The following is a 23,563-nucleotide window of genomic DNA, read 5'->3' on the forward strand; positions in this document are numbered from 1 at the left end:
CTCTGCCTAGGGTGGAGGAGCGCCCCCGCGTGGGGGCACCTGGGGAGGTAATGCAAATGGGGAAGACCAAGATGCGCAGAGCAGCCGTCGGGCTCATCGCAGCGACGGCGGTGATCGTGTCGACGATGGTCGCCGTTCAGCCGGCGAGTGCGTACGGGCTGTTCTCGTACGAGAAGAATGCGGGTTTCGAGGGCTTCGGGTTCGACCCGAAGAACATCGACGTCTGCTACGACAGCACGCTCGCGCAGGGCGCCGATCCCGGCTTCTGGCCCGAGGTCCTGCGTCGCAGCGTGTCGGTCTGGAACGACGCCACCGACAGGATCCGCTTCCGGTCGCTGAAGCCCACCGAGGGCCACGCCTACAGCAGCGTCTGCGACGTGCAGATCTGGGGTTCCGTGTCCTATTACGACAGCAACGGCGACGGCACGATCACCGGAGGCGAGAGCTCGGTGCTCGCGACGGGCGGCCGGACGGGCTACATCAACCAGCCGGGCAACCGGTACAGCACCGGCCGCGGATACGTCCTCATCAACGACTCGATCTATCGCCGCAGCATGAGCGAGGCGACCCTGTTCCGGTCGCAGTCGGTGATCGCCCACGAGATCGGTCATGTGCTCGGACTCGCTCACCCGGCAGCCGACCCCGACTCGGCGCAGTCGCTGATGTCGAACTCGACCTGGCCGGGCAAGCCGATGCAGGACGACATCGACGGCATCGAGGCGATCTACTCGAAGATCACGAAGCCCATCAAGCCGGAGGCGCCGTACCCCGGCAACGAGCCGGGACTCATCCGGTTCGACTGACGACGGCGCCTCGGGGGCCGACTGTTCGATGCGCGGTGACCGCGTTAACGAGATGGGGGGAAGAACGCCCCCGCGTTCTTCCCCCAGGTCCGAGATCAGATACTCGGAAGGTTCTTAGCTCCTACCCCTAGAAGCTGTCCCGGTCGCTACCCGAAGCGGCCGGTAAGAAGAGAATGGCGCGGATGGGAATGTCATGCAATCGGGGTGCCCGTCGTGTGTTCGCTGGGCGAACATCGGCAGCGATCACCGCTGCGCTCACGGAACGAAGAACGACGTCCGCGTACTCCAGTCGCGGTCGACGTAGGCGGTCCAGATGTCCTCTTTGAGCGCGTTGATCCTGAGCCGACGCTCCCTGGCGTAGGTGGGGTCGTCGGCCGGGTCGAAGGACGGTTTGAGTCGGGAACCGAGCATCTCGTCGAGGGCGGCCTCGCGGGCTGCGGCGATGATCGCGTCGGTGAAGGTCCGGTCGTCGGCGAGCTCGGCCATCCTCATCGTGAGGACACGCGTGATCTGCTCGCGCATCGCGAGCGCATGCACGTCCATGCGCCGGTAGTCGGCCGGGTCGCCCGGGCGGCCCCTGCGGGACTGCGCCCGTGCCCGAGTGTTCTCGAGCCGGTCGGCATCGGATGTCTTCTCCGCGATGAGGTCGTCGATCTCGCCGCGCAGCGCACCCGTCATCCAGGTGTCGTCGTACAGCTCGCCGTCGCGGAGCGCGCGGACGATGAGCCGGTTCTTCATCGACAGTCGCAGAGATGCGGCGACGATGAGCACGCCCTCCTCGACCTGGCGTTCGACGGACGGCTCCTCCGCGGGAGTGATGATCGCGAGGTCGGCGGCGGAATCGCTCCGTCGTCCCCGCACACGCATCCCGTGCCCTCTCCACGCCGGGGCCCGACCTTCCTGGCCCCACCCCGAGCGTACTTCGCCGAGGCGGACGACTCACCAGCCGGCTGTCTCCCGCATCGTGCGGATACGACTAGCCGTTAACGAGATGGGGGGAAGAACGCCCCCGCGTTCTTCCCCCAGTCCGAGATCAGAACTCGGAAGGTTCGCGCTCCTACCCAGGGAGCGGACGTCCCGGTCACAACCCGAAGTGGCCGGTAACAAGAGAATGGCGGGTAACGCCGGCACCTGCAATCCGGGCGATCCGGCGATGTTCGCTCCGCGAACATCGACCCCGGAAGGACATATCCGCGTCACGACGACGTCGTCTGCGGGTCACGCACGAGCCGCCGCGTTCTGCGATATTCCGACGATGGCGGGGGAGACGCGCCTGGGGGTGCCAGGCGATCCGGACGGCGTGAGGCGGTTCGTCGCGATCGGCGACTCGTTCACGGAGGGAGTGGGGGACCCCCACCGACACCTTCCGAACGGCGTGCGCGGATGGGCCGACCGGGTCGCCGAGCGGCTCGCGAAGAACGAGCCCGGGTGGGAGTACGCCAACCTCGCGGTGCGCAGCAAGCGGCTGCGGGAGATCGTCGCCGACCAGGTCGACCTCGCGATCGAGCTGCGTCCGACGCTCGTCACCGTGTACGCCGGCGGGAACGACATCCTCGATGTCGGCACCGACATCGGGGCCCTCCTCGATCAGTACGAGGCGATGGTCGTGAGGCTCGTCCGGTCGGGCGCGACCGTCCTGCTGTTCACCGGGTACGAGGTGCAGGTGCATCCGATACTGGCACCGTTCAAACGACGCAACCGCGTCTACAACGAAGGTGTCCGCCGGATCGCGCGTGAGCACGGAGCGGTGCTCGTCGACTACCAGCGGTTCGAGGCCTTCGCGGATCGGCGCATGTGGGCGGAGGACCGTCTCCACATGTCCAAGGCCGGCCACAGGTACCTCGCCTCGCGTGTCCTCGAGATCCTCGACGTGCCGCACCGGGTCCGGCCCGCACCCGCGGAGCCGCGCGTGCGTCGCACCCTCCGCGAACGTGAGCGAGAGCACCGGAGGTGGATCCTCGACTGGGTGCTGCCCCTGGTTCAGCGGAAGCTGCGCGGGGTCACGCTGGGAGACGACCTCTCGCCCCGCTGGCCCGAACCGGTTCGTGTTCCGGTGAAGGGCGGCCTGCGTCGACTCGCGAAGGAGCGTCGGCTGGGATCGGGATAGCGCCCCGATCGATCCATCGTCGTGACGCGAGCGCGTGCACGCTCCGCCCGTCGCGACCTCGGCCCTCGACTCGCACGGCGCGAACCGAGGGGCGACCGCTCGAGGCCTTCGCGTCGAACGACAGCTTCACGGCGAGCACCGCGAACAGGGCCCAGTTGCCCTCAAGGAGGAGACGGCTCTCGGTGAGCGACTGACCGAGCAGCGCGGCCAGCAGCAGCAGGGCGACGACCGCCGGGCTCCGGAGCGCCGGACCGGTGGTCGAGAGTGCGCGGCGCCACGCGGTCGTGACCGCAGCGACCGCGGCGATCGCTCCCGCGAGTGCGCCGACGACCCCGACCTGGAGCAGCAGGTCGAGCAGGGCGTTGTGCGCCTGCAGGTACTCGACTCCCTGGATGACGACGAGCCCGTTGAACGGGTACACCCACGGCGCCCAATAGCTGACCCAGCCCCAGCCGAGGATCGGACGCTGCTCGGCGAGCGACAGCACGGTCCGCCAGATCTCGCCTCGCCCCGACGCGTCGGTCCTGCCGAGCAGACCGAGCGCGGTCTCGGGGAATGCGAGTGCCAGCACGATGGCGATGGCCGCGAGAGCACCGACGGCGATCAGCAGCTGCCGACGTCGATGCCGGGGGAGCCGGCGCAGGAGCGCGACGACCGTGAGCAGGGCGCCCAGCGCGAGCGCGAGACCTACGACGGTGGCCGAGCGTGTCAGCAGGATCGTGACCACGGGAAGGGCGAGTGCGACCTGCCAGCGCAGTCGCCGGCTCGATCTCGCCGCCATCGCAGCGAACAGGACGAGCGCAAGGAGGGCGATGAAGCCCAGGAGATTGCGGTTGCCCACGATGCCCTGGATCGGACCGCCCTCGAAGAGATGGTTCTCGCTCCAGTACATGGGCCCCGGTGCGTCGGCACCGATCCCCGACCAGAGGGGCGCGAGACGATCCCGGATGACGACGCTCACGACGAGCTCGAAGACCAGGCTGAGCCCGAGGATCCACAGCATCGCTGTCGCGAGCGCGCGGATCAGCTGATCCCAGCCGAGCAGAAGGGCGAGCAGCAGAGCCGCGAGCGTCGTCGCCCATTGCGCGAGGAGGCCCAGGCTCGTCGCCCATTGGTAGTTCGACCAGATGATGGATGCCCCGCAGACCGCGAGGAAGAGCACGAGGGCGATGGGGGCTCGCAGAAGGCGCGGGTCGCGGCGGAACGACCACAGTCGGATGCACACGTAGACCAGCGCGATCGCCGCGAGAGCCAGGTAACCCACCCAGCCCAGGAGGTCCCGGAAGCCCTGTCCCGCGAACAGCAGGAAGATCAACGAGGTCGCGATCAGCTGGTCGCGGGAGTCGGCGTGGGTGCGCGGGTTCCCGGGGTCGACCGACCCGGGAAGAGGGAACCGTTCGGCGAGCACAGGGTGACGATAATGAGCGGGTCTTGTGGACTCACTGGGCGACACTTGAGAGTTCGTGATGTATTCGCCCGCCCGTCGACGGGTGTTCCGGCGGCGTCATCGAGCGTTAACCGGACCTCGGCGCGCACCGCTCGTCGCAGGATCGTCTCTGCAAGCTCATAGACGATCGTGACCGGTCCGTGTCCCAATCCGACACCTGTCTGAGGTTGGATTATCGGGTGCCCGGACCACAGCGAGTCGTGACGGCGATGCTCGGCATCGCCGCGCTCGTCGGGGCGCTCGCCGGGTGCGTCGCGACGACCGAGCCGGCCGCGCCCGACCGGTCGGCCGAGACGGTCGCCAGCGCCGACTGCCTCAGCTCGGGTCTCCGCTACTTCAGCGACCTCGGCTTGACCGAGTCGGCGGACGGCGGGCAGCATCCCGTCGCGCCGGCTGCGGGCGCTGTGCCCGACGGCTTCCCGGCGACGCAGGCGATCCTGTGCACGGGCGAGATGGGTACCGAGATCGACGGCGAGATGTGGTCGGCGGTGCGGGAGACCCGTTACGACGGCGACCTGGAACCGCTCATCTCCGCACTTGCCGTGGCGAGCGACGCTCCCACCGACGGACCGTGCACCGCCGACTACGAGATCGTCCCCGAGCTGTGGCTCGTCACGGAGGAGGGCGAGGCCCTGCGTGCTGCCTGGCCGGTCGACGCGTGCGGCAAGACCAAGCCGGGGGTTCGCGCCGCGCTCGACGGTCTCGACGTGATCGCAGAGAACATCCTCCCCATCGCGCGGGTGAGCACCGACCCGCCTCTGGTGGTCTGCTCGGAACTCCCCGGTGTCCAGGTCGGTGCCGACGGGACCGTCACCGACGTGGCGCCGACCGCGGAACCGGTCCCCGGCACGACGTCGTCCGAGGGTTCGTCCGTCGACGGCTCCGAGGGAGCGACCTGCGACGAGACCATTCCGCGCTGAGCGCCCGGATCCGACGTCAGAAGTCGGCGAGGTTGGTCTTCAGCCCACCGTCGCCGAACTCGGTGCGGAGGATTCCGCGGCGCCGCAGGATCGGCACGAGCTCATCGAGAGTCCGGTGGATCGTCACGGGGTGCAGGTCGCCCGAGAAGATGAAGCCGTCGTTCTCGGCGTCGTCACCGAGCAGTTCGATGAAGTCGGCGACCTCCTCCGCCGTGCCGACGAAGCCGGTCCCGTCCGTGATGCGTCCCTTGCGCGCCTTCGCTACCGCGAGTTCGCGAAGGGTGGCATCGGCGAACGACGCATGAGCACCGAGCAGGCCCTTGATGGTGCCCTGCGAGACGTGCTGACCGAAGATCCCGGGGTCGAGCGGCCTGTCGAGGTCCAGCACCGTGAGATCGGTCTCCAGATCGCTGGACTGACCTTCGAGGATCGCGCGCACGACGGCATCGGACGGAGTCAGCGAGGCGGCGACGATACGGTCCGCCTCCTCGGCGCTGGAGACGATCTCGGGCTGGAAGACGAAGAGCACCTTGATGTCGGATGCGCTGCGCCCTTGCGCGATCGCGGCGTCGTGGATCTTCGCCCGGTACTTAAGGACCTCGGGCACCGTCAGCCGGGCCAGCGCGAGCTGCACATCGGAGTTGCGCCCAGCGAAGGCGAGACCCGGGCCCGAGCCGCCGGGGGAGACGATGGTGGGCTCGCCCAGCCCGTCGAACGGAACCGAGTTGAGCGGGCCGGCGACCTTGAAGTGGGTGCCCTCGTGGCGGAATCGGTCGAGTCGCGAGGCGTCCGCGAAGTGGTCCGTCGCCCGATCCTCGACCAGGGCGCCCTCGCCCCAGCTGCGCCAGAGCTTGCGGGCGACGTCGATCCATTCCTCGGCGCGCTCGTAGGCGGCGTCGTGGGCGAGCTCCTCGAGGCCGAAGTGCCGTGCGCTCTTCACATCGGTGACGAGGTTGATCCCGACCCGTCCCGAGCTGAGGTGCTGCAGGGTCGCGAACTGGCGGGCGCCCAGGTACGGAGGCGTGGCTCCCGCATTGACGGTCGGCGCGAAGCCGATGTGCTCCGTCGCGTCGAAGAGGTAGGGCACGAGCATCAGCGGGTCGTGCTTGGGGCCGCCGTAGGCCGACCGGACCCGCAGGTCGAGCGTCTCATCGGTGCCGAGCGAGATGGCGTCCTCGATGATCACCAGGTCGAGACCGGCCTGCTCGAGCTCGCGAGCCGACTGCTGGTAGATGCGCGGGGTGCGCCACTCGTACCCCCACTCCCAGTACGGCTTCGACCAGCCCTGGGGGCCGAAGCCGCGGGCGAAGAACCAACCGAAATGCTGCTGACGTGGCACGCTGCTGCTCCTCAGGCGATCGAGACCGCGGCGCGGCGCAGGATGTGTTCGTGGATCCGGTGGGCATCGCGAGGGCTGTCCTCGGGGGAGGACGGAGGCGCGATCCGCCCGGACGCGGGTCGCGTCTCCACCGGGATGCGGGCCAGCGCCTGGTCGAGGTCGGCGAGCAGGTCGGGTACGTCTTCGAGGCCGATCGAGACGCGCAGCAGGCCGGGCAGGATTCCGGCGGCCTCCTTCTCGGCGGCCGTCGCGTGAGCATGGCTCGTCGTGCCCGGATGCAGGACGAGGGAGCGGACGTCGCCGAGGTGGGTCATCCGGGTGAACAGTCCCACGCTGTCGTGCACCGCCCGCGCCGCGGCCTCGCCGCCGCGGAGGGTGAAGGAGAAGACGGAGCCCGCGCCGCGCGGCAGGTACCGCTCACTGAGTGCGCGGTACGGACTGGAGGCGAGCCCCGAATAGTCCACCGACTCGACCTCGGGCCGCTGCTCGAGCCACTCGGCGATCTCGAGGGCGCTCTCGGAGTGCCGGGCGATCCGCAGCGACAGGGTCTCGAGACCCTGCTGGAGCAGGAAGGCGTTGAACGGCGAGACGGTGGGCCCGAGCCGTGAGGCGATCACATCGCGGGTGAACCGCGAGTAGGCGGCGGGACCGAACCGGTCGACGAAGCTGGCGTCCCCACCCGATGCCGGCTGGGTCAGATGCGGGTGCAGCTCGGCATACCGCGCCCACGGGAATCGACCGCTGTCGATGATCACGCCGCCGAGGGAGTTGCCGTGCCCGGCGAGGAACTTGCTGGTGGAATGCACCACGACGTCGGCGCCGTGCTCGATCGGGCGGACCAGGTAGGGGGTCGCGAACGTGTTGTCGACCAGCAGAGGCACGCCGTGCTCGTGTGCGACGTCGGCGACGAGCCGCAGATCGACTAGGTCGTTGCGGGGGTTCGGGATCGATTCGACGAAGTACGCGCGGGTGGTCGGAAGGGTCAGGCGACGCCAGGCATCGGGGTCGTTGTGCTCGTCGACGAAGTCCACGGCGATCCCCATCCGCGAGAGCACGTCGCGGAACAGGCCGCGCGATCCCTCGTAGATGTTGCGGGCGGAGAGCAGGTGGTCGCCGGCTTTCAGCACACCGAGGAGGGCCACGCTCACGGCCGCCTGCCCGCTGCTCACCGCGATGGCGTCGATTCCGCCCTCGAGGGCCGCGAGTTTGCGCTCGACCGCCGCGGTCGTCGGGTTGCCGAGTCGCGTGTAGCTGAAGCCGGCGCCGCCGTTGAAACGGTCGGCGGCTTCGTCGAAGTCGTCGAAGGCGAAGCCGGCCGACAGGTAGAGGGGCGTGATCCGGGCCCCGTGCGCCGGATCGATCTCCTGACCGGCATGCACCTGCCGGGTGGCGAAACCCTGCTCGGGTCCCGAAGCCTGGATGCCATCACCTGCGCTCGTCATCCCGGTACTGTCGCACCGCGTCGGCCGCGGACCTATTCCATGAGGCGTTCTGTTACGACGCGTTGCGCACGCCCGAGTCGGCACGGCCCACAATCGTTGCGTGAGCACACCCGCAGCCCTCCGCATCGTCGCCGTGAGCGGCAGCCCCACCGATCCGTCCCGCACCACCGCGCTCGTGACCGAGATCGCCGCGGCGCTCGCCGAGGCGCTCGGGGGCACGGCGGAGACGATCGAGCTGGCCGGACTGCGCGAGGAGCTGGCGGCCGGTGTCTGGCGGCCCCAGCTCGGTCCGTCCGCGAGGGAGGCGCTCGAACGCGTCGAATCCGCCGATGTGCTGGTGGTGGGTTCGCCCGCCTATCGAGCCACCTACACGGGGCTGTTCAAGCTGTTCTTCGACCATGTCGGACAGCTCGCACTCGTCGACCGACCCGTTCTGCTCTCGGCCACCGCCGGCGCCGCGGGGGACGCGGCCCTGGTCGAGCACCACCTCCGTGCCCTGTTCGCGTTCTTCCAGTCGCGGGTGCTGCCGATCGGGGTTCCCACCGACGACTCCGGGTTCGACGAGGACAAGCGGGTCACAGACGCTCTCCGCCTCCGGATCGCGGCAGCGGTCGAGCGCGCGACCCCGCTCATCTGAGTCCGGGTCTCGCCTGGACCCTTCGCTTCGGCGGGCTCAGCGGGCGGGCCGGGCACCGCCCCGAGGTCGAGCAGCGGGGATCGCGAGACCGACCGCCGCCAGGTCACCGACAGCACTGGTCGATCCGAGGCGGCGGCGGGACTCCGGTGACGCCGTGTGACACCCCCGTTGGACGGGAGCCGGCCCGGCGGGGATGCTGTTGACAGGCGCTTCGGACGGAGGGCCCGGAGGAGGGACGAACCGATGACAGAACCCCGCGGCGCACTTCTCGTCGGCAGCGTGAACCTTCCCGATGCGGAATCGACGATGCGTGCAGCGGCCGAGATCCTCGGCGACCGGCTCAAGCGCATCCCCGACGGCGAGGTCGGCGACCGCTTCCACTGGATCGCCTTCCAGCCCGACGTCCTCGCCGTGACCGAGGGGCTCGAGCGCGTCGGTGACACTCCTTTCCTCGTGAAGCACCTCGATGTCCGCCCGCTCCGCATCGCCGACGGTGTCGCCGCGGCAGACCTCGAGCTGCCGTCGCTCGGGTACGCCGACTCGGCACTCGAGTCGTGGGAGGTCTTCACGGCTCTTCAAGCCGCCGGCGTGATCGCCGCCGGAACGCGCTTCCAGGTGTCGCTGCCGACACCCGCCGCGGTCGTCGGCGCCTTCATCATCGATGCCGACCGCGCCGCATTCGAGCCCGTCTACGCCGCCGCGATCTACCGCGAGCTCGACACGATCGTCGACGCGATCCCGCACGAGCAGCTTGCGATCCAGTGGGACACCGCCGTCGAGTTCGCCTTCATCGAGGGGTCGGGTTACGAGGACCGCTTCGGCGGCGCCTACCGGCCCTGGTTCGACGACGTCTGGGACGGCGTCATCGCGCGTGCGGTCGAGCAGGCTGGTCGGGTGCCCGAGCCCGTCGAGGTCGGCTTCCACCTCTGTTACGGCGACGCCGGTGAGAAGCACTTCTTCGAGCCCGCGGACACCGGCAACCTGGCCCGGTTCGCCCAGGAGCTGGTCGACGCGGCGCCCCGCCCGATCGACTGGATCCACCTGCCGGTGCCGATCGCGCGTGACGACGACGCCTACTACCTGCCGCTCGAATCGCTCGTCCTGCCCGAGGGCACGGATCTCTTTCTCGGTCTCATCCACCGCGAGGACGGCGTCGAGGGCGCCACCCGCCGGATCTCGACGGCACGCCGTCACGTCGGCGAGTTCGGTGTCGCCACCGAATGCGGCTGCGGCCGAGCCCCCGAGGATCAGACCATCCCGCTCCTCGAAACCCATCGCGAAGTCAGCGCCGCGATCTGACGACACGGGAAGGGAACAGGTCCGATGGCGAGCTCAGAGCTCGATGCAGAGGTGTTCGACCGACTCGCGGTCGACGGGCGACTCATCGAACGGGTCCGCAGGCCACCCCTCGCTGCGCGACTCGAACTGCTCCCGCACCCCGAGGGCGGCTGGTACCGCCGCACCTGGACGTCGGGCGACACCGTCACGGTGGAGGACCCCGACGGCTCGCTGCGGATCCGACCGGCGGCGACGCTCATCTTGTTCCTGCTGCCCGTCGGCGAGGTGTCGGCCTGGCATCGGGTGACCTCGACCGAGGTCTGGATCTGGAACGGCCCGGGGCCCGTCAGTCTCCAGCACGGCGGCTACGGCGATGAGCCCGTGGAGGGCGAGGTCGTCGTGCTGGGCGACTCGTCGCACGGCCTTCCGGCGCAGGAGATCATCCCGGCGGGGGAGTGGCAGCGCACGCTCGTCTCGACCGAGGACGCGCTCGTCAGCTGCATGGTGTCGCCCGGCTTCGACTTCGCCGACTTCACCATGCCCGGCGACGCCTGAAGCGATCAGTCGGTCGGTGTGCGCCCCACCGCGTACCGGAACCGGTTGACGAGTCGGTACCCGTCACCGACCCGGAACGGTTCCGCCGCCTCGAGCACGACCGGGCGCAGGATGGCGACCGTCTCGTCGTCCTCGCCGAAAAGGATCGCTGCGGTGAGTGCGTCCTCGTTGTCGAGGAACCACGGCAGGTCGACGATCCCCGAGTCGACGACTGCGATGCCTGCCCCGGCGAACAGCTGGTCCAGGCCCCCCGCGTGACGGAGCGGGTCGTCGGGTGTCGGCTCGTCGTCCATCGCGCGCTGCACAGCGGACTCGAGCACGGCGAGATCGTTCTGCGACTCCTCGGCCCAGTTGGCGACCGCGATGTGCCCGCCAGGAGCGGTGACGCGGACCGCCTCGCGAAGGGCATCGAGCTGGTCTTCGGCGAACTGCAGCGAGTTGATGCCGATCGTCAGGTCGAAGTGCGCGGCCGGCCAGGGGAGGTCCTCCCAGTCGCCGGGGCGCAGGTGATCGGTGCTTCTCTCGCCCAGAGGCCCCAGCATGCCGGGCACCTGAGCCGCCGCGAGCTGGAGCATTCCGATGGCGGGATCGACGCCTGCTACGGAGGCCCCGCGTTCCGCGAACCAGCGCAACGCCTGACCGCTGCCGCAGCCGATGTCGAGCACGCGCGTTCCCGGGCCGACTCCGGCGGTCGCAGCGATCTGCGACCAGACGGGCTCGGGGAATCCGGCCCAGTATCGCGACCACGCGTCGGCGACCTCGGACCAGGGGTCGAGCTCTTCGTCCATCGGGCACCCCTGTCTCGAATCGAGCGGATCGCGGTCGATGCTATCCGCCCCGATTCGGTTCCATCGGTGCCGGGACTGCCGAACTAGGCTGTGCCCATGGTCAACGATGCGCAACTGGGGGTCGCCGTCGCGCAGTTCGCGCCCGGCCGCGACGCCGTCGAGAACCTCGATCGGATCACCGGGCTCGCGACTCTCGCCGCGGATCGCGGGGCCCAGCTGATCGTGTTCCCCGAGTACTCCTCGTACTTCGCCGACCCGATGGACGGCAGCTTCGCGCGCAACGCTCAGCAGCTCGACGGTCGATTCGTCGAGTCGCTCCGCACTCTCGCGGCGCGTCTCACCGTGACGCTGGTCGCGGGAGTCGTGGAGAAGGTCGACGCGAGCGGCAAGTTCTCCAACACCCTCGTCGCCGTCGACGGCACCGGGGTCATCGCCCGCTACAGCAAGCTGCACCTCTACGACGCGTTCGGGCAGAAGGAGAGCGACTGGGTCATCCCGGGCGATCCCGCTGCCGAGCCCGAGATCTTCGAGGTCCGCGGCGTGAAGGTCGGTATGCAGACCTGCTACGACGTGCGGTTCCCCGAGGTGACCCGTCGTCTCGTCGATGCCGGCGCCGACCTCGTGCTCGTGCCCGCCGAATGGGTGCGCGGTCCGTTGAAGGAGCATCACTGGCGCACGCTGGTCACCGCACGCGCCATTGAGAACACCATCTACGTGGCCGCAGCCGACCACGCGCCTCCCGTGGGCGTCGGCAACAGCCTGATCGTCGGGCCGATGGGTGTTCACATGGTCGAGATCGGCGAAGCGGTCGACGTGGCTGTCGCGTGGATCTCGACGGAGCGGCTCGCCCAGGTGCGCGCGAAGAACCCGGCCCTGTCGCTGCGCCGCTTCAAGGTCGAACCCATCTGATCCCTCCACGAGCGGCCAGTACCTCATCGAGGTCGGCGCCGCTCGTTTCGCGGGCTCAACGGGCGGCCACTCGTCGGAGGTCGAGTAGCGCGCAGCGCCTACCGAGACCCGCACCCCGCTTCAGGGACCGCCCCGAACCTCAGACGCTGAGTCGAGCGAGCTGCTCCGAAGCCTGCTCGAGCACCTCGAGCCGTTTGCAGAACGCGAAGCGCACGAGTGAGCCGTATTGGCCGGCACTGCCGGGCAGGCAGAACGCGGAGATCGGCACGGCCACGACACCTGCGAGCTCGGGCAGCGCGCGGCAGAACGCCCCGCCGTCGTCGTAGCCGAGGGGGGCCGCGTCGGCGACGATGAAGTAGCCCGCGCGGGGAAGGGTGATGTCGAAGCCGGCAGCGCGGAGTCCGCCGGCCAGGAGGTCGCGCTTGCCTGCCAGGTCGCTGGCGAGGTCGCGGTAGAACGCGTCGGGGAGCTGCAGTCCTGCGGCGATGGCGGGTTGGAACGGAGCCCCGTTCACGTAGGTGAGGAACTGCTTGACGGCGACGATCGCGGAGATGAGCGGAGCTGTCGCGATGACCCAGCCGATCTTCCAGCCCGTGGTGTTGAAGGTCTTGCCGCCCGACGAGATCGTGATGGTGCGCTCGGCGGCCCCGGGCAGGGTCGCGATGGGGGTGTGGGTCGAGCCGTCGTAGTGGAGGTGCTCGTAGACCTCGTCGGTGACGATGAGCGCGTCGTGGCGTTCGGCGAGCTCGACGATGAGCTGCAGCGTCTCTCGGTCGAAGACAGCCCCGGTGGGGTTGTGGGGAGTGTTCACGATGATGAGCCGTGTGCGGTCGGTCACGGCGGCGCGGAGGTCGTCGTGGTCGGGCGCGAAGTCGGGGGATCGCAACCGGACGGTGGTGTGGATTCCGTCGGCGAGACCGATGACGGCCCCGTACTCGTCGTAGAAGGGCTCGAAGGTGAGCACCTCATCGCCCGGTTCGACGAGAGCGAGGATCGCTGCGCTGAGGGCCTCGGTCGCGCCGGCGGTGACGAGCACCTCGGTGTCGGGGTCGACGACGAGTCCGTAGAAGCGCTTCTGATGCTCGGCGATCGCCTCGCGGAGCACCGCCATTCCACGGCCGGGCGGGTACTGATTGTTGCCGTTCGCGATCTCCCGCTGCGCCGCGTCGGTCACCTCGACCGGACCCGGGTAGTCGGGGAATCCCTGGCCGAGGTTGATCGAGCCTGTCGAGGCGGCGAGCGCACTCATCTCGGCGAAGATCGTGGTCCGCGCCGTCCCGTCGTCATCGAGGAGGAGCGCGCCACGGGCTGCTCGCTGCCATGCACCCTGCACCGTCACGAACGTCAACGGTACCCGCCCGGCGCTGTGGATACTTTCCCCGCCGACACGGGGCGCCGTTCTACGGTCGGAGCCATGTCCGCACGAAGGATCGTCGCCGCAGCGGGGGTGCTCGTCGCGCTCGCCTCGCTGACAGCCTGCACGACGACCACGATCGGCGAGCCCGAGCCGGTCGCCACAACCTCGGCTCCCGTGTTCGCGTCCGACGAGGAAGCCCTCGCCGCCGCGGAGAAGGCCTATGCGGCCTACACCGAGATGAGCGATCTGATAGCGAGCGAGGGCGGAGTCGATCCCGAGCGGATCGAGCATCTCGCGTCCGGCGATGTGCTGGAAGGGGTGTTGGCGACGTTTGAGCGTTTCCGGGATGAAAGCCTGACGCTCAAGGGGGAGACCACCTTCGATTCCCTGGTCTTGCAACGCCAAGACTCTCTCGAGGTAGTCGCCTACCTGTGTCTAGACGTCACAAACGTTGATGTGGTCAACGAGGCGGGAGAGACAACTGTAAGTCCGGATCGGCGCGACAGGCTGCCATTTGAGGTCACGTTCGAGGTCGCCGGTGGCCAACTGATTCCGGCTAATCGGCAACTATGGCAATCGGGCTCGAAGTGTTGACTAAGTTGGCAGGCACGATCGTCGCTACAGCGATTTTTGTCTGCGCGGCTTCGTTTCAAAGTGCGTGGGCAGCTGGTGGTCAATGTGCTGAGGACGACATCTGGTCAGGAGAATGCACCCCTTCGACGTCGGCTGACTCCGACGGGCGTGAGGTGAACGTCCGAGCCGAGGCGACGTTGCCCGGCGGTCAGGGGGAACCGGGAACCGAAGACTCGGACGGCGACGAGCCGTTCGTCTATCGCGACGCGAACGACTGCTCGAGCGGTGCCGATGCCATCCCGGGAGTCATCTGCCGCAACGATCTCCTCGTCAACTTCGCCGGCACCGATATCCCGTCGCGGCCCATCACCCTCGCCGACATCGCGACGTTCCGACCATCCGCGACGGAATTCACGAGCGAGCCCGCGGGGTGGGCGGTCCGCGGTCTACCGGCGAACTTCGTCGCCCCCGCATCACAGCACACAGTTGCCGGAACGCTGCTCGGCGCACCTGCCGAAGTGCGCTTCACCCCGACATCCTGGCGATGGGACTACGGCGACGGAACCACCCGGACCACCACGACCGGAGGAGCGACCTGGCAGGCGCTCGGCGTCCCGAGATTCACTCCCACGGCAACCGCCCACAGCTACACCTCGAAGGGGTCGTTCACCGTCACCGGCGCAGTGGTCTACCGCGCGGAGTATCGTTTCGGAGGATCGGCGTGGGGCCCGGTCGTGGGGGAGCTGGTGATCGACCTGCCCTCCCGTGACCTCATCGTCTCCGCCGCCTCGACCGTCCTCGTCGCAGAACGCTGCGGAACGGTTGCGGCCTCCCTCTGCTAGGCGATTCATAAGAAAGCACCAGGTCGTGCTTATGCGTTCCAAACGGCGCCCACAGTCTGGCGGGGGAAGCTTCATTCACCGGAAGGAGCAAGACCATGACTGAGAACCCCCAGATTCCCGAGGGCGACGCCGTCCCCAGCACCACCCCCGCAGGCGAGGCCGTCCCCGCGGAGGGCACGCCGACCACGGCCAGCGCCCACACTGCACCCAGCGCCGAGACGACGCCGAGCAACGACGCGACGCCCGTCACCCCGGCCGCCCCCGCTGCACCCGCCGCCGAGAGCCCCGCTGCACCCGCCGCCGCGACCACTCCCGTCGCCGCCCATTCCGCAGCCCCGGCCCAGCCCGGCGCCTACGCGGCCGCGCCTGCCCAGCCGGCCGCCTCGATCTACGACATCCCGCCCGCAGCGCAGGCCGGCGACGGTTCCGCATTCGGACCCGCGGCGACCAAGACCAAGGCGCCCCGCACCGCTCGCCGCGGGATCGCCGTCCCCGTGATCGCCGCGCTCGCCGTCGGTGCCATCCTCGGTGGCGCATCCGGCGCAGGCATCGCCTCCCTCATCGGATCGGGCAACACCCGCGTCGTCACGCAGACCGGCACGGGCACGAACGTCACCGTCAACCGCACCGACGACGCAACCACCGTCACCGCGGTCGCCGCCAAGGCATCCGCCTCGGTCGTGACCATCTCCGTCAGCGGCGGACAGTCCGCGGGCACCGGATCGGGCATCGTCCTCACCGACGACGGCTACATCCTCACCAACACGCACGTCGTCACCCTCGACGGATCCGTCGCCGACGCTGCCGTGACCGTCCAGACCGCCGACGGCAAGATCTACGACGCGACCATCGTGGGCACCGACCCCGTCGTCGACCTCGCCGTGATCAAGCTCACCGACGCCAGCGGCCTCACGCCGATGGACTTCGCCGACTCCGACAACCTCAACGTCGGCGACACGGCAGTCGCGATCGGCGCGCCCCTCGGCCTGAGCGGGACCGTCACCGACGGCATCGTCAGCGCCCTCGGTCGCTCCATCACCGTCGCCTCGTCGGCCGTGCCCGACACCCAGGACGGCGAAGACGGCACCGACCAGGGCGACGGAAGCAACCCGTACGACTTCTGGAACTTCGACATCCCGGGTCAGGACGAGTCCCAGCAGCAGCAGACCCAGTCGACCGGTTCGATCTCGGTCCCCGTCATCCAGACCGACGCAGCAATCAACCCCGGCAACTCGGGTGGTGCTCTCCTCAACTCGAGCGGTGAGCTCATCGGTGTGAACGTCGCCATCGCGAGCGCCGGCAGCTCGTCCTCCTCGCAGTCCGGCAGCATCGGCGTCGGATTCGCCATCCCGTCGAACCTCGCCAAGCGCGTGGCCGACGAGATCATCGCCGACGGCGTCGCGACCCATGGTCTGCTCGGCGCATCCGTCGCCGACTCGACGTCGGCCGACGAGACCGCCAAGGTGGCTGGTGCCTACATCGACGAGGTCGTCAGCGGAGGGGCCGCCGAACAGGCCGGCCTCAAGTCGGGCGACATCATCACCCAGTTCAACGGTGTCACCGTCGGCAGCTCCACCGACCTCACCGCGCAGGTCCGCTACCTCGCGGCCGGTGCGAAGGCCGACCTGCAGTACGTCCGCGGCGGCAAGACTTACGAGGCCACCGTCACGCTCGGAACGCTCAGCCTCTGATCCTCCGGTAGTGAAACGAAGGGCCGGCAGTCATCGACTGCCGGCCCTTCGGCTCGTCCGCGCAACCTCCGCGACACCCATCCGGCTTTTCCGCCCCGCCAGACTCGCCCGGTACACTCCGAAAACGATGGCAGAGCACCTGGGAGACCCGACCCCGGCCAGCCTCCCGGCGGTCTCCTATGTCATGCCCGTGCTCAACGAGGTCGAGCACGTCGAGGCCGCCGTCGCCAGCCTCGTCGACCAGGACTACGCCGGCGAGTTCGACGTCATGCTGGCCCTCGGCCCCAGCACGGACGGCACCGACGAACTCGTCGCCCGGCTGAGCGCCGCCGACCCCCGCATCCGCAGCGTCGTCAACGAACTCGGCACCACACCCGAGGGGCTCAACGTGGCCATCCGGGCGACCTCTAACCCCATCGTGGTCCGCGTCGACGCCCACTCGGTGCTGCCGCGCGACTACACGCGCATCGCGGTCGACACGATCCTCCGCACCGGGGCCGCCAATGTGGGCGGCATCATGGACGCCCAGGGCAAGACGCCCTTCGAACAGGCCGTCGCCCTGGCCTACAGCTCGCCGGTCGGGCTCGGCGGCACACGACTGCACGTCGGCGGCGATGAGGGCCCGGCCGAGACGGTCTACCTGGGAGTGTTCCAGCGCGACCGCCTCGAGGCCGCGGGCCTTTTCGACGAGGGCGTGCGACGAGGCCAGGACTGGGAACTCAACCGGCGCCTGCGCAAGAGCGGTGAGACCGTCTGGTTCAACCCCGCCCTCCGAGTCGTCTACCGACCCCGTTCGAGCGTGCGTCGACTCGCTCGCCAGTTCCTCAGCACGGGCCTGTGGCGCGGCGAACTCGCCCGCCGGGACCCTTCGGCCAACGGCATCCGCTACTTCGTTCCGCCCGTCATGGTGCTCGGGGTCATCGTCGGGCTCCTGCTCGGACTCGTCGGCGTCGTCCAGGCGATCGTCGGAGCCGTGCCCTGGGCTCTCATCGGATTCGTCATCCCCGCCGTGTACGCGCTCTTCGTGGTCGCGGCGACCATCGTCATCGGGCGTCGTCTGCCGCTTCGCGCGCGTCTCTGGTTTCTCCTAGTCTTGCCCTGCATCCATTTCTGCTGGGGCATCGGATTCTTCTTCGGCATCGCGAAGCTCACCCGCAACATCCAGGCCTACACCGGAAGGTGACGCGTGTCCGACGCCAAGACCGCAGGCGCGCCCTCGGCTCCTCACCGAAGAGTGCCGACGTCGATCGCTGAACAGCGCGCCGTCACCCAGCCGCCCGAGGTCCGCCTCCGTGCGAACGCAGAGCACTGGACGGCCTCGCTGTATCTGCGTCGCATCTCGCCGTACCTGACCTGGCCGCTCCTGCACACCGCGATCTCGGCCAACGGGGTGACCGGGCTGATGATCCTCGCCGGCTGGTCCACGGCCGCCGCGCTGCTCATCCCCGGCATCGGAGGGGCGCTGCTCGCGCTCGTGCTCGGCCAGGTGCAGATGCTCCTCGACTGCAGCGACGGGGAGGTGGCCCGCTGGCGCGGCACCTCGTCTCCGGCAGGAGTGTTCCTCGACAAGGTCGGTCACTACACGACCGAGGCGCTCATCGCCGTCGCCCTCGGCATCCGCGCCGCCGGCTACCCGTTCGAGGTGCCGGGCGACTTCGCCTGGACCACGCTCGGCTTCGCTCTCGCCCTCATCATCGTGCTCAACAAGGCCCTCAACGACATGGTCCACGTCGCGCGTGCCAACGCCGGCCTCACCAAGCTCGCCGACCGGAAAGAGGAGTCGGTTCCCACGCAGAGCCTGGTCGCTACTCTCCGCCGCGCGGCGCGGTTCGTGCCCTTCCACCGGCTGTACCACTCCGTCGAGCTGACGATCATCGTCTTCGCGGCCGCCGTGCTCGGACTCGTCGTCTCGGCCGCGGGTGTGGCCGACGGCGAGCTCGTCGTCGACCGCTGGCTGGTCGGCATCCTCGTCCCGCTCTCGCTGCTCGCCCTCGCCGGTCACTTCGTCGCGATCATGGCGTCGAGGCGTGTCAGGGGCTGACCGGGTGCCGCAACCGCCCAGGGTCGGGGTCGTTCTCCTGACCCAGGGCACCCGACCGGTCGACCTCGATCGCGCGCTCGCCAGCGTGCTCGCACAGCGCGCCGTCGAGATCGATGTCGTCATCGTCGGAAACGGCTGTGATCCGGCGTCCGGCCCCGTCCCCGAGGGCGTGCGCACGCTCGCCCTTCCGACGAACGTCGGCATTCCGGCCGGCCGCAACGCGGGTGCGCCCGTCGTGTCGGGCGAGTGGATCTTCTTCCTCGACGATGACGCGAGCCTCCCATCGCCCGAGTTCCTCGTCGACGCGATCGCCCTCGTGGGCGCCGACCCGCGCATCGGAATGATTCAACCGCGAGTCGTGGATCCCACCGGCGCGACGACGCCGCGGCGGTGGATCCCGCGCATCCGCAAGGGCGACCCGTCGCGCTCCAGCCCGATGATGACGGCGTGGGAGGGAGCCGTTCTCCTGCCGAGAACGGTATTCGACGTCACAGGCGGGTGGGGCGATCCGTACTTCTACGCGCACGAGGGCATCGAGCTCGCCTGGCGGGTCTGGGACACCGGCCGCATCGCCTGGTACGCGGGAGAGCTCGAAGCCGCGCATCCGGTGATCGAGCCGACCCGCCACGACGACTTCTACCGGCTCACCGCCCGCAACAGGGTCTGGCTTGCCCGACGCAACCTGCCCGCGGTTCTGACGCCGCTGTACACGGGGGCCTGGCTGGCCATCCAGGTGCTGCGCTTCGCACGCGACAGTCGCGGGCGGGCCGCCTGGTTCGCGGGCTGGCGGGAGGGGTGGCGCACCGACCCGGGCGGGCGGCACCGCATGCGGTGGCGCACCGTGCTGCGGATGGCGCGGGCAGGGCGCCCGCCCATCGTCTGAACCGTCCGTCGTTTCCGTCGCCGAGCGGACCTCACGACTAGCCTGGGGGAGTGACGTTCCTCTCCGACGCCCGCTTGGCCGCGAAGGTCGCGCGCCGGCTGGTCCGCCAGCGGATCCATCGACGTCAGCTCCGCAGGACTCTCGCCGCCCGTCCGCCTCTGAAGCCCGGCCACTACGAGATCGCCGTCTACTTCGCCGACGCCGCCGTGAACATGTACCAGATCCGCCAGTGGTACAAGCCGCTGGCCGAGCTGAGCGCCCGTCACCCCGTCCTCGTGCTCAGCCGCTCGGCCTCTGCAGCGAACGGGATCCTCGCCGAATCGGATCTCCCGGTCGCGTTCGTGCGCAGCGTCGCCGACCTCGAGCGGACCGTCGCGGAGCAGCCCCTCCGCATCGTCCTCTACGTCAACCAGAACGCTCGCAACTTCCAGATGATGCGGTACGGCCGTCGCTGGCACGTCTTCATCAATCATGGTGAGAGCGACAAGATGTACATGACGACCAACCAGTTCAAGGCCTACGACTACAGCCTCATCGCCGGGCAGGCGGCCCGCGAACGGCTGGGACGGGTGCTCTGGGACTACGACTTCGACAAGCGCGCGATCGAGATCGGCCGGCCGCAAGCCGATCATTACTCGGGCGAACTGCCGTTCACGCCCGACGAGCGGACGGTCGTTCTCTACGCCCCGACCTGGGAGGGCGATCGGCCGTCAGCGGCCTACGGATCCGTTGCGAGCCACGGCGTCGACCTCGTCCGCTCACTGCTGGCCACCGGACGGCACCGCGTCATCTACCGCCCGCATCCGCGGAGCGGCGTCGTCGACCACGCCTACGGTGCGGCGAACCGCGAGATCGTCCAGATGATCGCTCGGGCGAATCAGGCGGATCCGTCGGTGAAGCACGTGCACGACACGGGATCCGACATCGGCTGGCAGCTCGCGATCGCCGACGTCGCCGTGGTCGATATCTCGGCCATGGTCTACGACCGCCTCGCAACAGGCAAGCCGCTGCTCGTCACACGACCGGTGAACCCGCTCGCCGAGATCGACGCCGGCGGATACCTGTCCGACGCCGAATGGCTCACCGCGGAGGAGGCGGCGCACGCGCCCGAACGGCTCGCGCTCGTCGCGGATGACGACGTCGCGCGCGAGAGACTCTCTCGCTGGGTCACGCACTACTTCGGCGACACGACGCCGGGCGTTGCGACCGAACGCTTCCACGCGGCCATCGAGCACCTGTTCGCCGTCTGGGAGGAGAACGCCGCACTGCACGACGGCGACTCGCCCTCCGACGACTCCTGGGACCCCGACGCGAGCGACGAGGACGACTGACCGGTCCTCGGCGCAGAGATGCGGTACCCGGTCAGAGGTCCGCGTCCTCCGTGGGCTGGGGAGCCTCTATGGCGCGCTGCTTGCGGCCGAGTCCGAACGGCCCGCGGCGCTTCCCATCGCTCGTCTCATCGATCGACTTGTCAGCCTTGGGTGGCTTCGGTGCTTTCGCGGGAACGTCGAGCTCGGGACGGAAGTACATAGGTGCGGGTGGGAACGCCTCGCGGGCACTGCGGACGACGCGGCGACCGAGCAGGTGATTGCCGGCGCCGCCGATCGCGGCGCCCACTCCGAATGGGACCATGCGTCCGATGACGGACGCGCCCTGCCGGGTGGCGAAGCTCTTCACGAAGTGCCGCTTGAGGGTATCGGTCAGCGGGCCCATCAGCGTCTGCGGAAGACTGCTCGTGACCAGCTCGCCCCAGAACAGATTGCGCGAGGGTCCCTTCCTCCCGACCTGACCGGCGAACTGGCGGACGAGCGACTTCCCGCCGTCGCCCAGCATCAGGGCCATGACGAGTGCGCGGGCGCGCTCGGGGTCCTCGACCGCGATGCCGTGGACCTCGGCGACCGACTGAGCGAACAGCGCGCTGGCCTCGAGGAAGGCAGCGGTCTCGACACCGCTCAGAGCGAGCGAGACGCCCATGCCGACGCCGGGGATGACGGCACTGGCGCCGACGGCGGCGCCGCCGGTGGTCACGGCGGCGAGGTACTGACGCTCCAGCGTCTTCAGCACCTGCTCGGGCGTCGCATCGGGTCGGAGACGTCGCACCGCGCGGATGTCGGCGATCACAGCGGGACGATGCACTGCCATCAGGCGGTCGAAGCCCTTCACGAGCGGCGTCGGCAGCTGCGAGTCGCCCGGCGCTCCGGTGGTCATGCTGTCCCCGTGGTCATGCTCCGGAGTCTAGATAACCGTTCCGGCACGTCTGCCGTGAACGAGCCAGACGCTCAGCGTGCGGTCGCCGCCTTGTAGGCATCGAGCACCTCGTCGATCGGAGCGTCGAGGATGACCTCGCCCTTCTCGAGATACAGGCCCCGGGTGCAGAACCGCCGGAGGTCGCCTTCGTTATGCGAGACGAAGAAGAGGGTGCGTCCGTCGCGGAGGAGCTCCTCGATGCGCTCGTAGCACTTCTCCCGGAACGCGCGGTCGCCGACCGCGAGCACCTCGTCGACGAGGATGATCGGCTCCTCGAGCCGGGAGATGACGGCGAACGCGATGCGCACCTTCATTCCGCTCGACAGGTGCTTGTAGGGGGTGTCGAGGAAGTCGCCGATCTCCGCGAACTCGATGATCTCGTCGAAGCTCGCGTCGATCTCGCGCTTGGACATGCCGTGCAGGCCCGCGGTGAGGTAGACGTTGTCGCGCACCGAGAGGTCAGCGACGAAGCCGCCGGTGATCTCGATGAGGGGGGCGACTCCGCCCCGCACCGAGACCGTTCCGCGATCGGGGAGGACCACCTCGGCGACGATCTTCAGGAGCGTCGACTTGCCCTGACCGTTGCGCCCGACCACGCCGATGGCCTCACCGGGTCGAACCGAGAACGAGACATCGCGCAGGGCCCAGAACTCGCCGGGTCGGGTGCGCCGTGCTGCCCGGGAGAACAGGTCCTTGAAGTTGCGCCGAGCGAGACGGTTGCGCCGGTAGAGCAGGCCCACTCCGTCGACGACGATGACGGGCTCGTCGGTGGTCGGCATGTCAGATCGCCTTCAGGACGGAGCGGATGGAACGACGGAACACGAGCAGGCCGAGGCCCAGGATGGCGAACGACATGACCGCTGAGACGCCGATCAGGTACCAGTCGAGCTGGTCCTCGAAGAACGTGGCCCGGTAGGCGCTGAAGATGCCGCTCAGAGGGTTGAAGGCGGCCAGTCCGTGCAGCGACTCGGGCAGATCGGTCGTGCTGTAGATGATGGGGGAGGCGTAGAAGAGGAATCGCAGTGCCAGCTTGGTGGCCCGTTCGAGGTCGCGGAAGAAGACCACGAGGGGCGCGACGATGAGTCCGATCCCCGCCGTGAGGATCGCCTGCAGGGCGATCGCGACCGGGAACAGCAGGATCCCCGGCGTCACCTGGGCGCCGCCGAGGATCGCGAAGACGGCGAGCACGGGGATGCTGAAGACGAACTCGATGCCCTTCGAGAGCACGAGTCGGTAGACCCAGATGGTGCGCGGGATCTTCGTCGAGCGCACGAGCTTCGCCTCGCGGAGGAACGCCTTCGTCGAATCGCTGACCGCGCCGTTGAACCACATCCACGGCAGCAGTGCGCTGAGCAGGAAGACGATGTAGGGCTCTTCGCCCGCCGAGCGCTGGAACACCTGGGTGAAGACGAACCAGTAGATGCCCGCCATGACGAGCGGATCGAGGATCGACCAGAGATAGCCGAGCGCCGACGTCGAGTAGCGGACGCGGAGGTCGCGCGTGGTGAGCAGCCAGAGGACCTGGCGGTAGCGACGCGCTCCGCCCGGATGGGAGCGAACAGCGCTCGTCCTGGCAGCCGATGTCACGGGACGACTCTAACCGTCAGAGGGATGCGACCACGTCCGCACGAGTGTGTTGCGGCGCACGGGGCCGGCCGCAACGTGCGCGCCGCGCCGGAACGCCCAGGTCGGGAGGGTGCGGGG

General features: G+C 69.1%; 23 protein-coding genes. 14 read left to right on the plus strand and 9 right to left on the minus strand.

Annotated elements, in window-relative coordinates; genetic code table 11:
• Positions 1 to 56: 56 nt before the first annotated feature.
• Complete coding sequence (locus DDQ50_RS08420; RefSeq protein WP_165829752.1) at positions 57 to 803, plus strand: matrixin family metalloprotease; 747 nt, start codon at positions 57 to 59, stop codon at positions 801 to 803.
• Between the two features lie 255 nt (positions 804 to 1,058).
• On the opposite strand, the gene DDQ50_RS08425 is transcribed toward DDQ50_RS08420, so the two are convergent.
• The gene (locus DDQ50_RS08425; RefSeq protein ID WP_116756320.1) at positions 1,059 to 1,670 is read right to left on the minus strand and encodes a hypothetical protein; all 612 of its coding nucleotides are present in this window, start codon (positions 1,668 to 1,670) and stop codon (positions 1,059 to 1,061) included.
• Between the two features lie 412 nt (positions 1,671 to 2,082).
• Between DDQ50_RS08425 and DDQ50_RS08430 the strand changes: the two genes are divergently transcribed.
• Positions 2,083 to 2,910 carry an SGNH/GDSL hydrolase family protein gene (locus DDQ50_RS08430; RefSeq protein ID WP_240614313.1) on the plus strand — a complete coding sequence of 276 codons (828 nt, stop codon included), beginning with the start codon at positions 2,083 to 2,085 and terminating at the stop codon, positions 2,908 to 2,910.
• Here the strand turns inward: DDQ50_RS08430 and DDQ50_RS08435 are convergent.
• Positions 2,804 to 4,318: an O-antigen ligase family protein gene (locus DDQ50_RS08435; protein WP_116756322.1), complete on the minus strand. Its 1,515-nt coding sequence runs from the start codon at positions 4,316 to 4,318 to the stop codon at positions 2,804 to 2,806. The two genes, DDQ50_RS08430 and DDQ50_RS08435, sit on opposite strands and share 107 nt — an antisense overlap.
• A gap of 218 nt (positions 4,319 to 4,536) precedes the next feature.
• Between DDQ50_RS08435 and DDQ50_RS08440 the strand changes: the two genes are divergently transcribed.
• Positions 4,537 to 5,277 (plus strand): hypothetical protein, encoded by a 741-nt coding sequence (locus tag DDQ50_RS08440; protein WP_133245942.1) that lies wholly within the window; start codon positions 4,537 to 4,539, stop codon positions 5,275 to 5,277.
• A gap of 16 nt (positions 5,278 to 5,293) precedes the next feature.
• Here DDQ50_RS08440 and DDQ50_RS08445 read toward each other — a convergent pair whose 3' ends face one another.
• Entirely contained in the window at positions 5,294 to 6,616 is a 1,323-nt protein-coding gene (locus DDQ50_RS08445) for an LLM class flavin-dependent oxidoreductase (RefSeq protein WP_116756324.1), read from the minus strand.
• A gap of 11 nt (positions 6,617 to 6,627) precedes the next feature.
• Positions 6,628 to 8,058, minus strand: a complete 1,431-nt coding sequence (locus DDQ50_RS08450; RefSeq protein WP_116756325.1) for an O-acetylhomoserine aminocarboxypropyltransferase/cysteine synthase family protein — start codon at positions 8,056 to 8,058, stop codon at positions 6,628 to 6,630.
• Between the two features lie 100 nt (positions 8,059 to 8,158).
• Between DDQ50_RS08450 and DDQ50_RS08455 the strand changes: the two genes are divergently transcribed.
• The 3 genes from DDQ50_RS08455 (at position 8,159) to DDQ50_RS08465 (ending at position 10,528) form a co-directional block, all read left to right on the plus strand.
• Positions 8,159 to 8,695, plus strand: coding sequence for an NADPH-dependent FMN reductase (locus DDQ50_RS08455; RefSeq protein WP_116756326.1), 537 nt, complete (start codon positions 8,159 to 8,161; stop codon positions 8,693 to 8,695).
• 243 nt (positions 8,696 to 8,938) lie between these two features.
• Positions 8,939 to 9,994: a hypothetical protein gene (locus DDQ50_RS08460; RefSeq protein WP_116756327.1), complete on the plus strand. Its 1,056-nt coding sequence runs from the start codon at positions 8,939 to 8,941 to the stop codon at positions 9,992 to 9,994.
• Positions 9,995 to 10,018: 24 nt separating this feature from the next.
• The gene (locus DDQ50_RS08465; RefSeq protein ID WP_116756328.1) at positions 10,019 to 10,528 is read left to right on the plus strand and encodes a cupin domain-containing protein; all 510 of its coding nucleotides are present in this window, start codon (positions 10,019 to 10,021) and stop codon (positions 10,526 to 10,528) included.
• A 5-nt stretch (positions 10,529 to 10,533) separates the two neighbouring features.
• Here the strand turns inward: DDQ50_RS08465 and DDQ50_RS08470 are convergent, their stop codons facing one another.
• Entirely contained in the window at positions 10,534 to 11,316 is a 783-nt protein-coding gene (locus tag DDQ50_RS08470) for a class I SAM-dependent methyltransferase (protein ID WP_116756329.1), read from the minus strand.
• 96 nt (positions 11,317 to 11,412) lie between these two features.
• Between DDQ50_RS08470 and DDQ50_RS08475 the strand changes: the two genes are divergently transcribed.
• Positions 11,413 to 12,225: a carbon-nitrogen hydrolase family protein gene (locus DDQ50_RS08475; protein WP_116756330.1), complete on the plus strand. Its 813-nt coding sequence runs from the start codon at positions 11,413 to 11,415 to the stop codon at positions 12,223 to 12,225.
• Positions 12,226 to 12,364: 139 nt separating this feature from the next.
• On the opposite strand, the gene DDQ50_RS08480 is transcribed toward DDQ50_RS08475, so the two are convergent.
• Positions 12,365 to 13,564, minus strand: a complete 1,200-nt coding sequence (locus DDQ50_RS08480) for an aminotransferase class I/II-fold pyridoxal phosphate-dependent enzyme (RefSeq protein ID WP_116757362.1) — start codon at positions 13,562 to 13,564, stop codon at positions 12,365 to 12,367.
• Between the two features lie 75 nt (positions 13,565 to 13,639).
• Between DDQ50_RS08480 and DDQ50_RS08485 the strand changes: the two genes are divergently transcribed.
• The 7 genes from DDQ50_RS08485 (at position 13,640) to DDQ50_RS08515 (ending at position 20,943) form a co-directional block, all read left to right on the plus strand.
• Positions 13,640 to 14,176 (plus strand): hypothetical protein, encoded by a 537-nt coding sequence (locus DDQ50_RS08485; protein WP_133245943.1) that lies wholly within the window; start codon positions 13,640 to 13,642, stop codon positions 14,174 to 14,176.
• 152 nt (positions 14,177 to 14,328) lie between these two features.
• Positions 14,329 to 14,997 (plus strand): PKD domain-containing protein, encoded by a 669-nt coding sequence (locus tag DDQ50_RS08490; RefSeq protein ID WP_116756332.1) that lies wholly within the window; start codon positions 14,329 to 14,331, stop codon positions 14,995 to 14,997.
• A 95-nt stretch (positions 14,998 to 15,092) separates the two neighbouring features.
• Positions 15,093 to 16,688 carry a S1C family serine protease gene (locus DDQ50_RS08495; RefSeq protein ID WP_116756333.1) on the plus strand — a complete coding sequence of 532 codons (1,596 nt, stop codon included), beginning with the start codon at positions 15,093 to 15,095 and terminating at the stop codon, positions 16,686 to 16,688.
• Positions 16,689 to 16,815: 127 nt separating this feature from the next.
• Positions 16,816 to 17,871 (plus strand): glycosyltransferase family 2 protein, encoded by a 1,056-nt coding sequence (locus tag DDQ50_RS08500; RefSeq protein WP_116756334.1) that lies wholly within the window; start codon positions 16,816 to 16,818, stop codon positions 17,869 to 17,871.
• A gap of 3 nt (positions 17,872 to 17,874) precedes the next feature.
• Positions 17,875 to 18,729 carry a CDP-alcohol phosphatidyltransferase family protein gene (locus DDQ50_RS08505; protein ID WP_116756335.1) on the plus strand — a complete coding sequence of 285 codons (855 nt, stop codon included), beginning with the start codon at positions 17,875 to 17,877 and terminating at the stop codon, positions 18,727 to 18,729.
• A gap of 4 nt (positions 18,730 to 18,733) precedes the next feature.
• A complete protein-coding gene (locus DDQ50_RS08510) occupies positions 18,734 to 19,612 on the plus strand; it encodes a glycosyltransferase family 2 protein (RefSeq protein WP_116756336.1) in 879 nt (292 codons plus the stop codon).
• 50 nt (positions 19,613 to 19,662) lie between these two features.
• Complete coding sequence (locus DDQ50_RS08515; protein WP_116756337.1) at positions 19,663 to 20,943, plus strand: CDP-glycerol glycerophosphotransferase family protein; 1,281 nt, start codon at positions 19,663 to 19,665, stop codon at positions 20,941 to 20,943.
• 31 nt (positions 20,944 to 20,974) lie between these two features.
• Here the strand turns inward: DDQ50_RS08515 and DDQ50_RS08520 are convergent, their stop codons facing one another.
• The 3 genes from DDQ50_RS08520 to DDQ50_RS08530 form a co-directional block, all read right to left on the minus strand.
• Positions 20,975 to 21,820: a hypothetical protein gene (locus tag DDQ50_RS08520; protein ID WP_205663614.1), complete on the minus strand. Its 846-nt coding sequence runs from the start codon at positions 21,818 to 21,820 to the stop codon at positions 20,975 to 20,977.
• A gap of 71 nt (positions 21,821 to 21,891) precedes the next feature.
• Entirely contained in the window at positions 21,892 to 22,638 is a 747-nt protein-coding gene (locus tag DDQ50_RS08525; RefSeq protein ID WP_116756338.1) for an ABC transporter ATP-binding protein, read from the minus strand.
• Position 22,639: 1 nt separating this feature from the next.
• Positions 22,640 to 23,446: an ABC transporter permease gene (locus tag DDQ50_RS08530; RefSeq protein ID WP_116756339.1), complete on the minus strand. Its 807-nt coding sequence runs from the start codon at positions 23,444 to 23,446 to the stop codon at positions 22,640 to 22,642.
• Positions 23,447 to 23,563: the final 117 nt, after the last annotated feature.

Source organism: Amnibacterium flavum (genome assembly GCF_003097495.1).
GTDB lineage: Bacteria > Actinomycetota > Actinomycetes > Actinomycetales > Microbacteriaceae > Naasia > Naasia flava.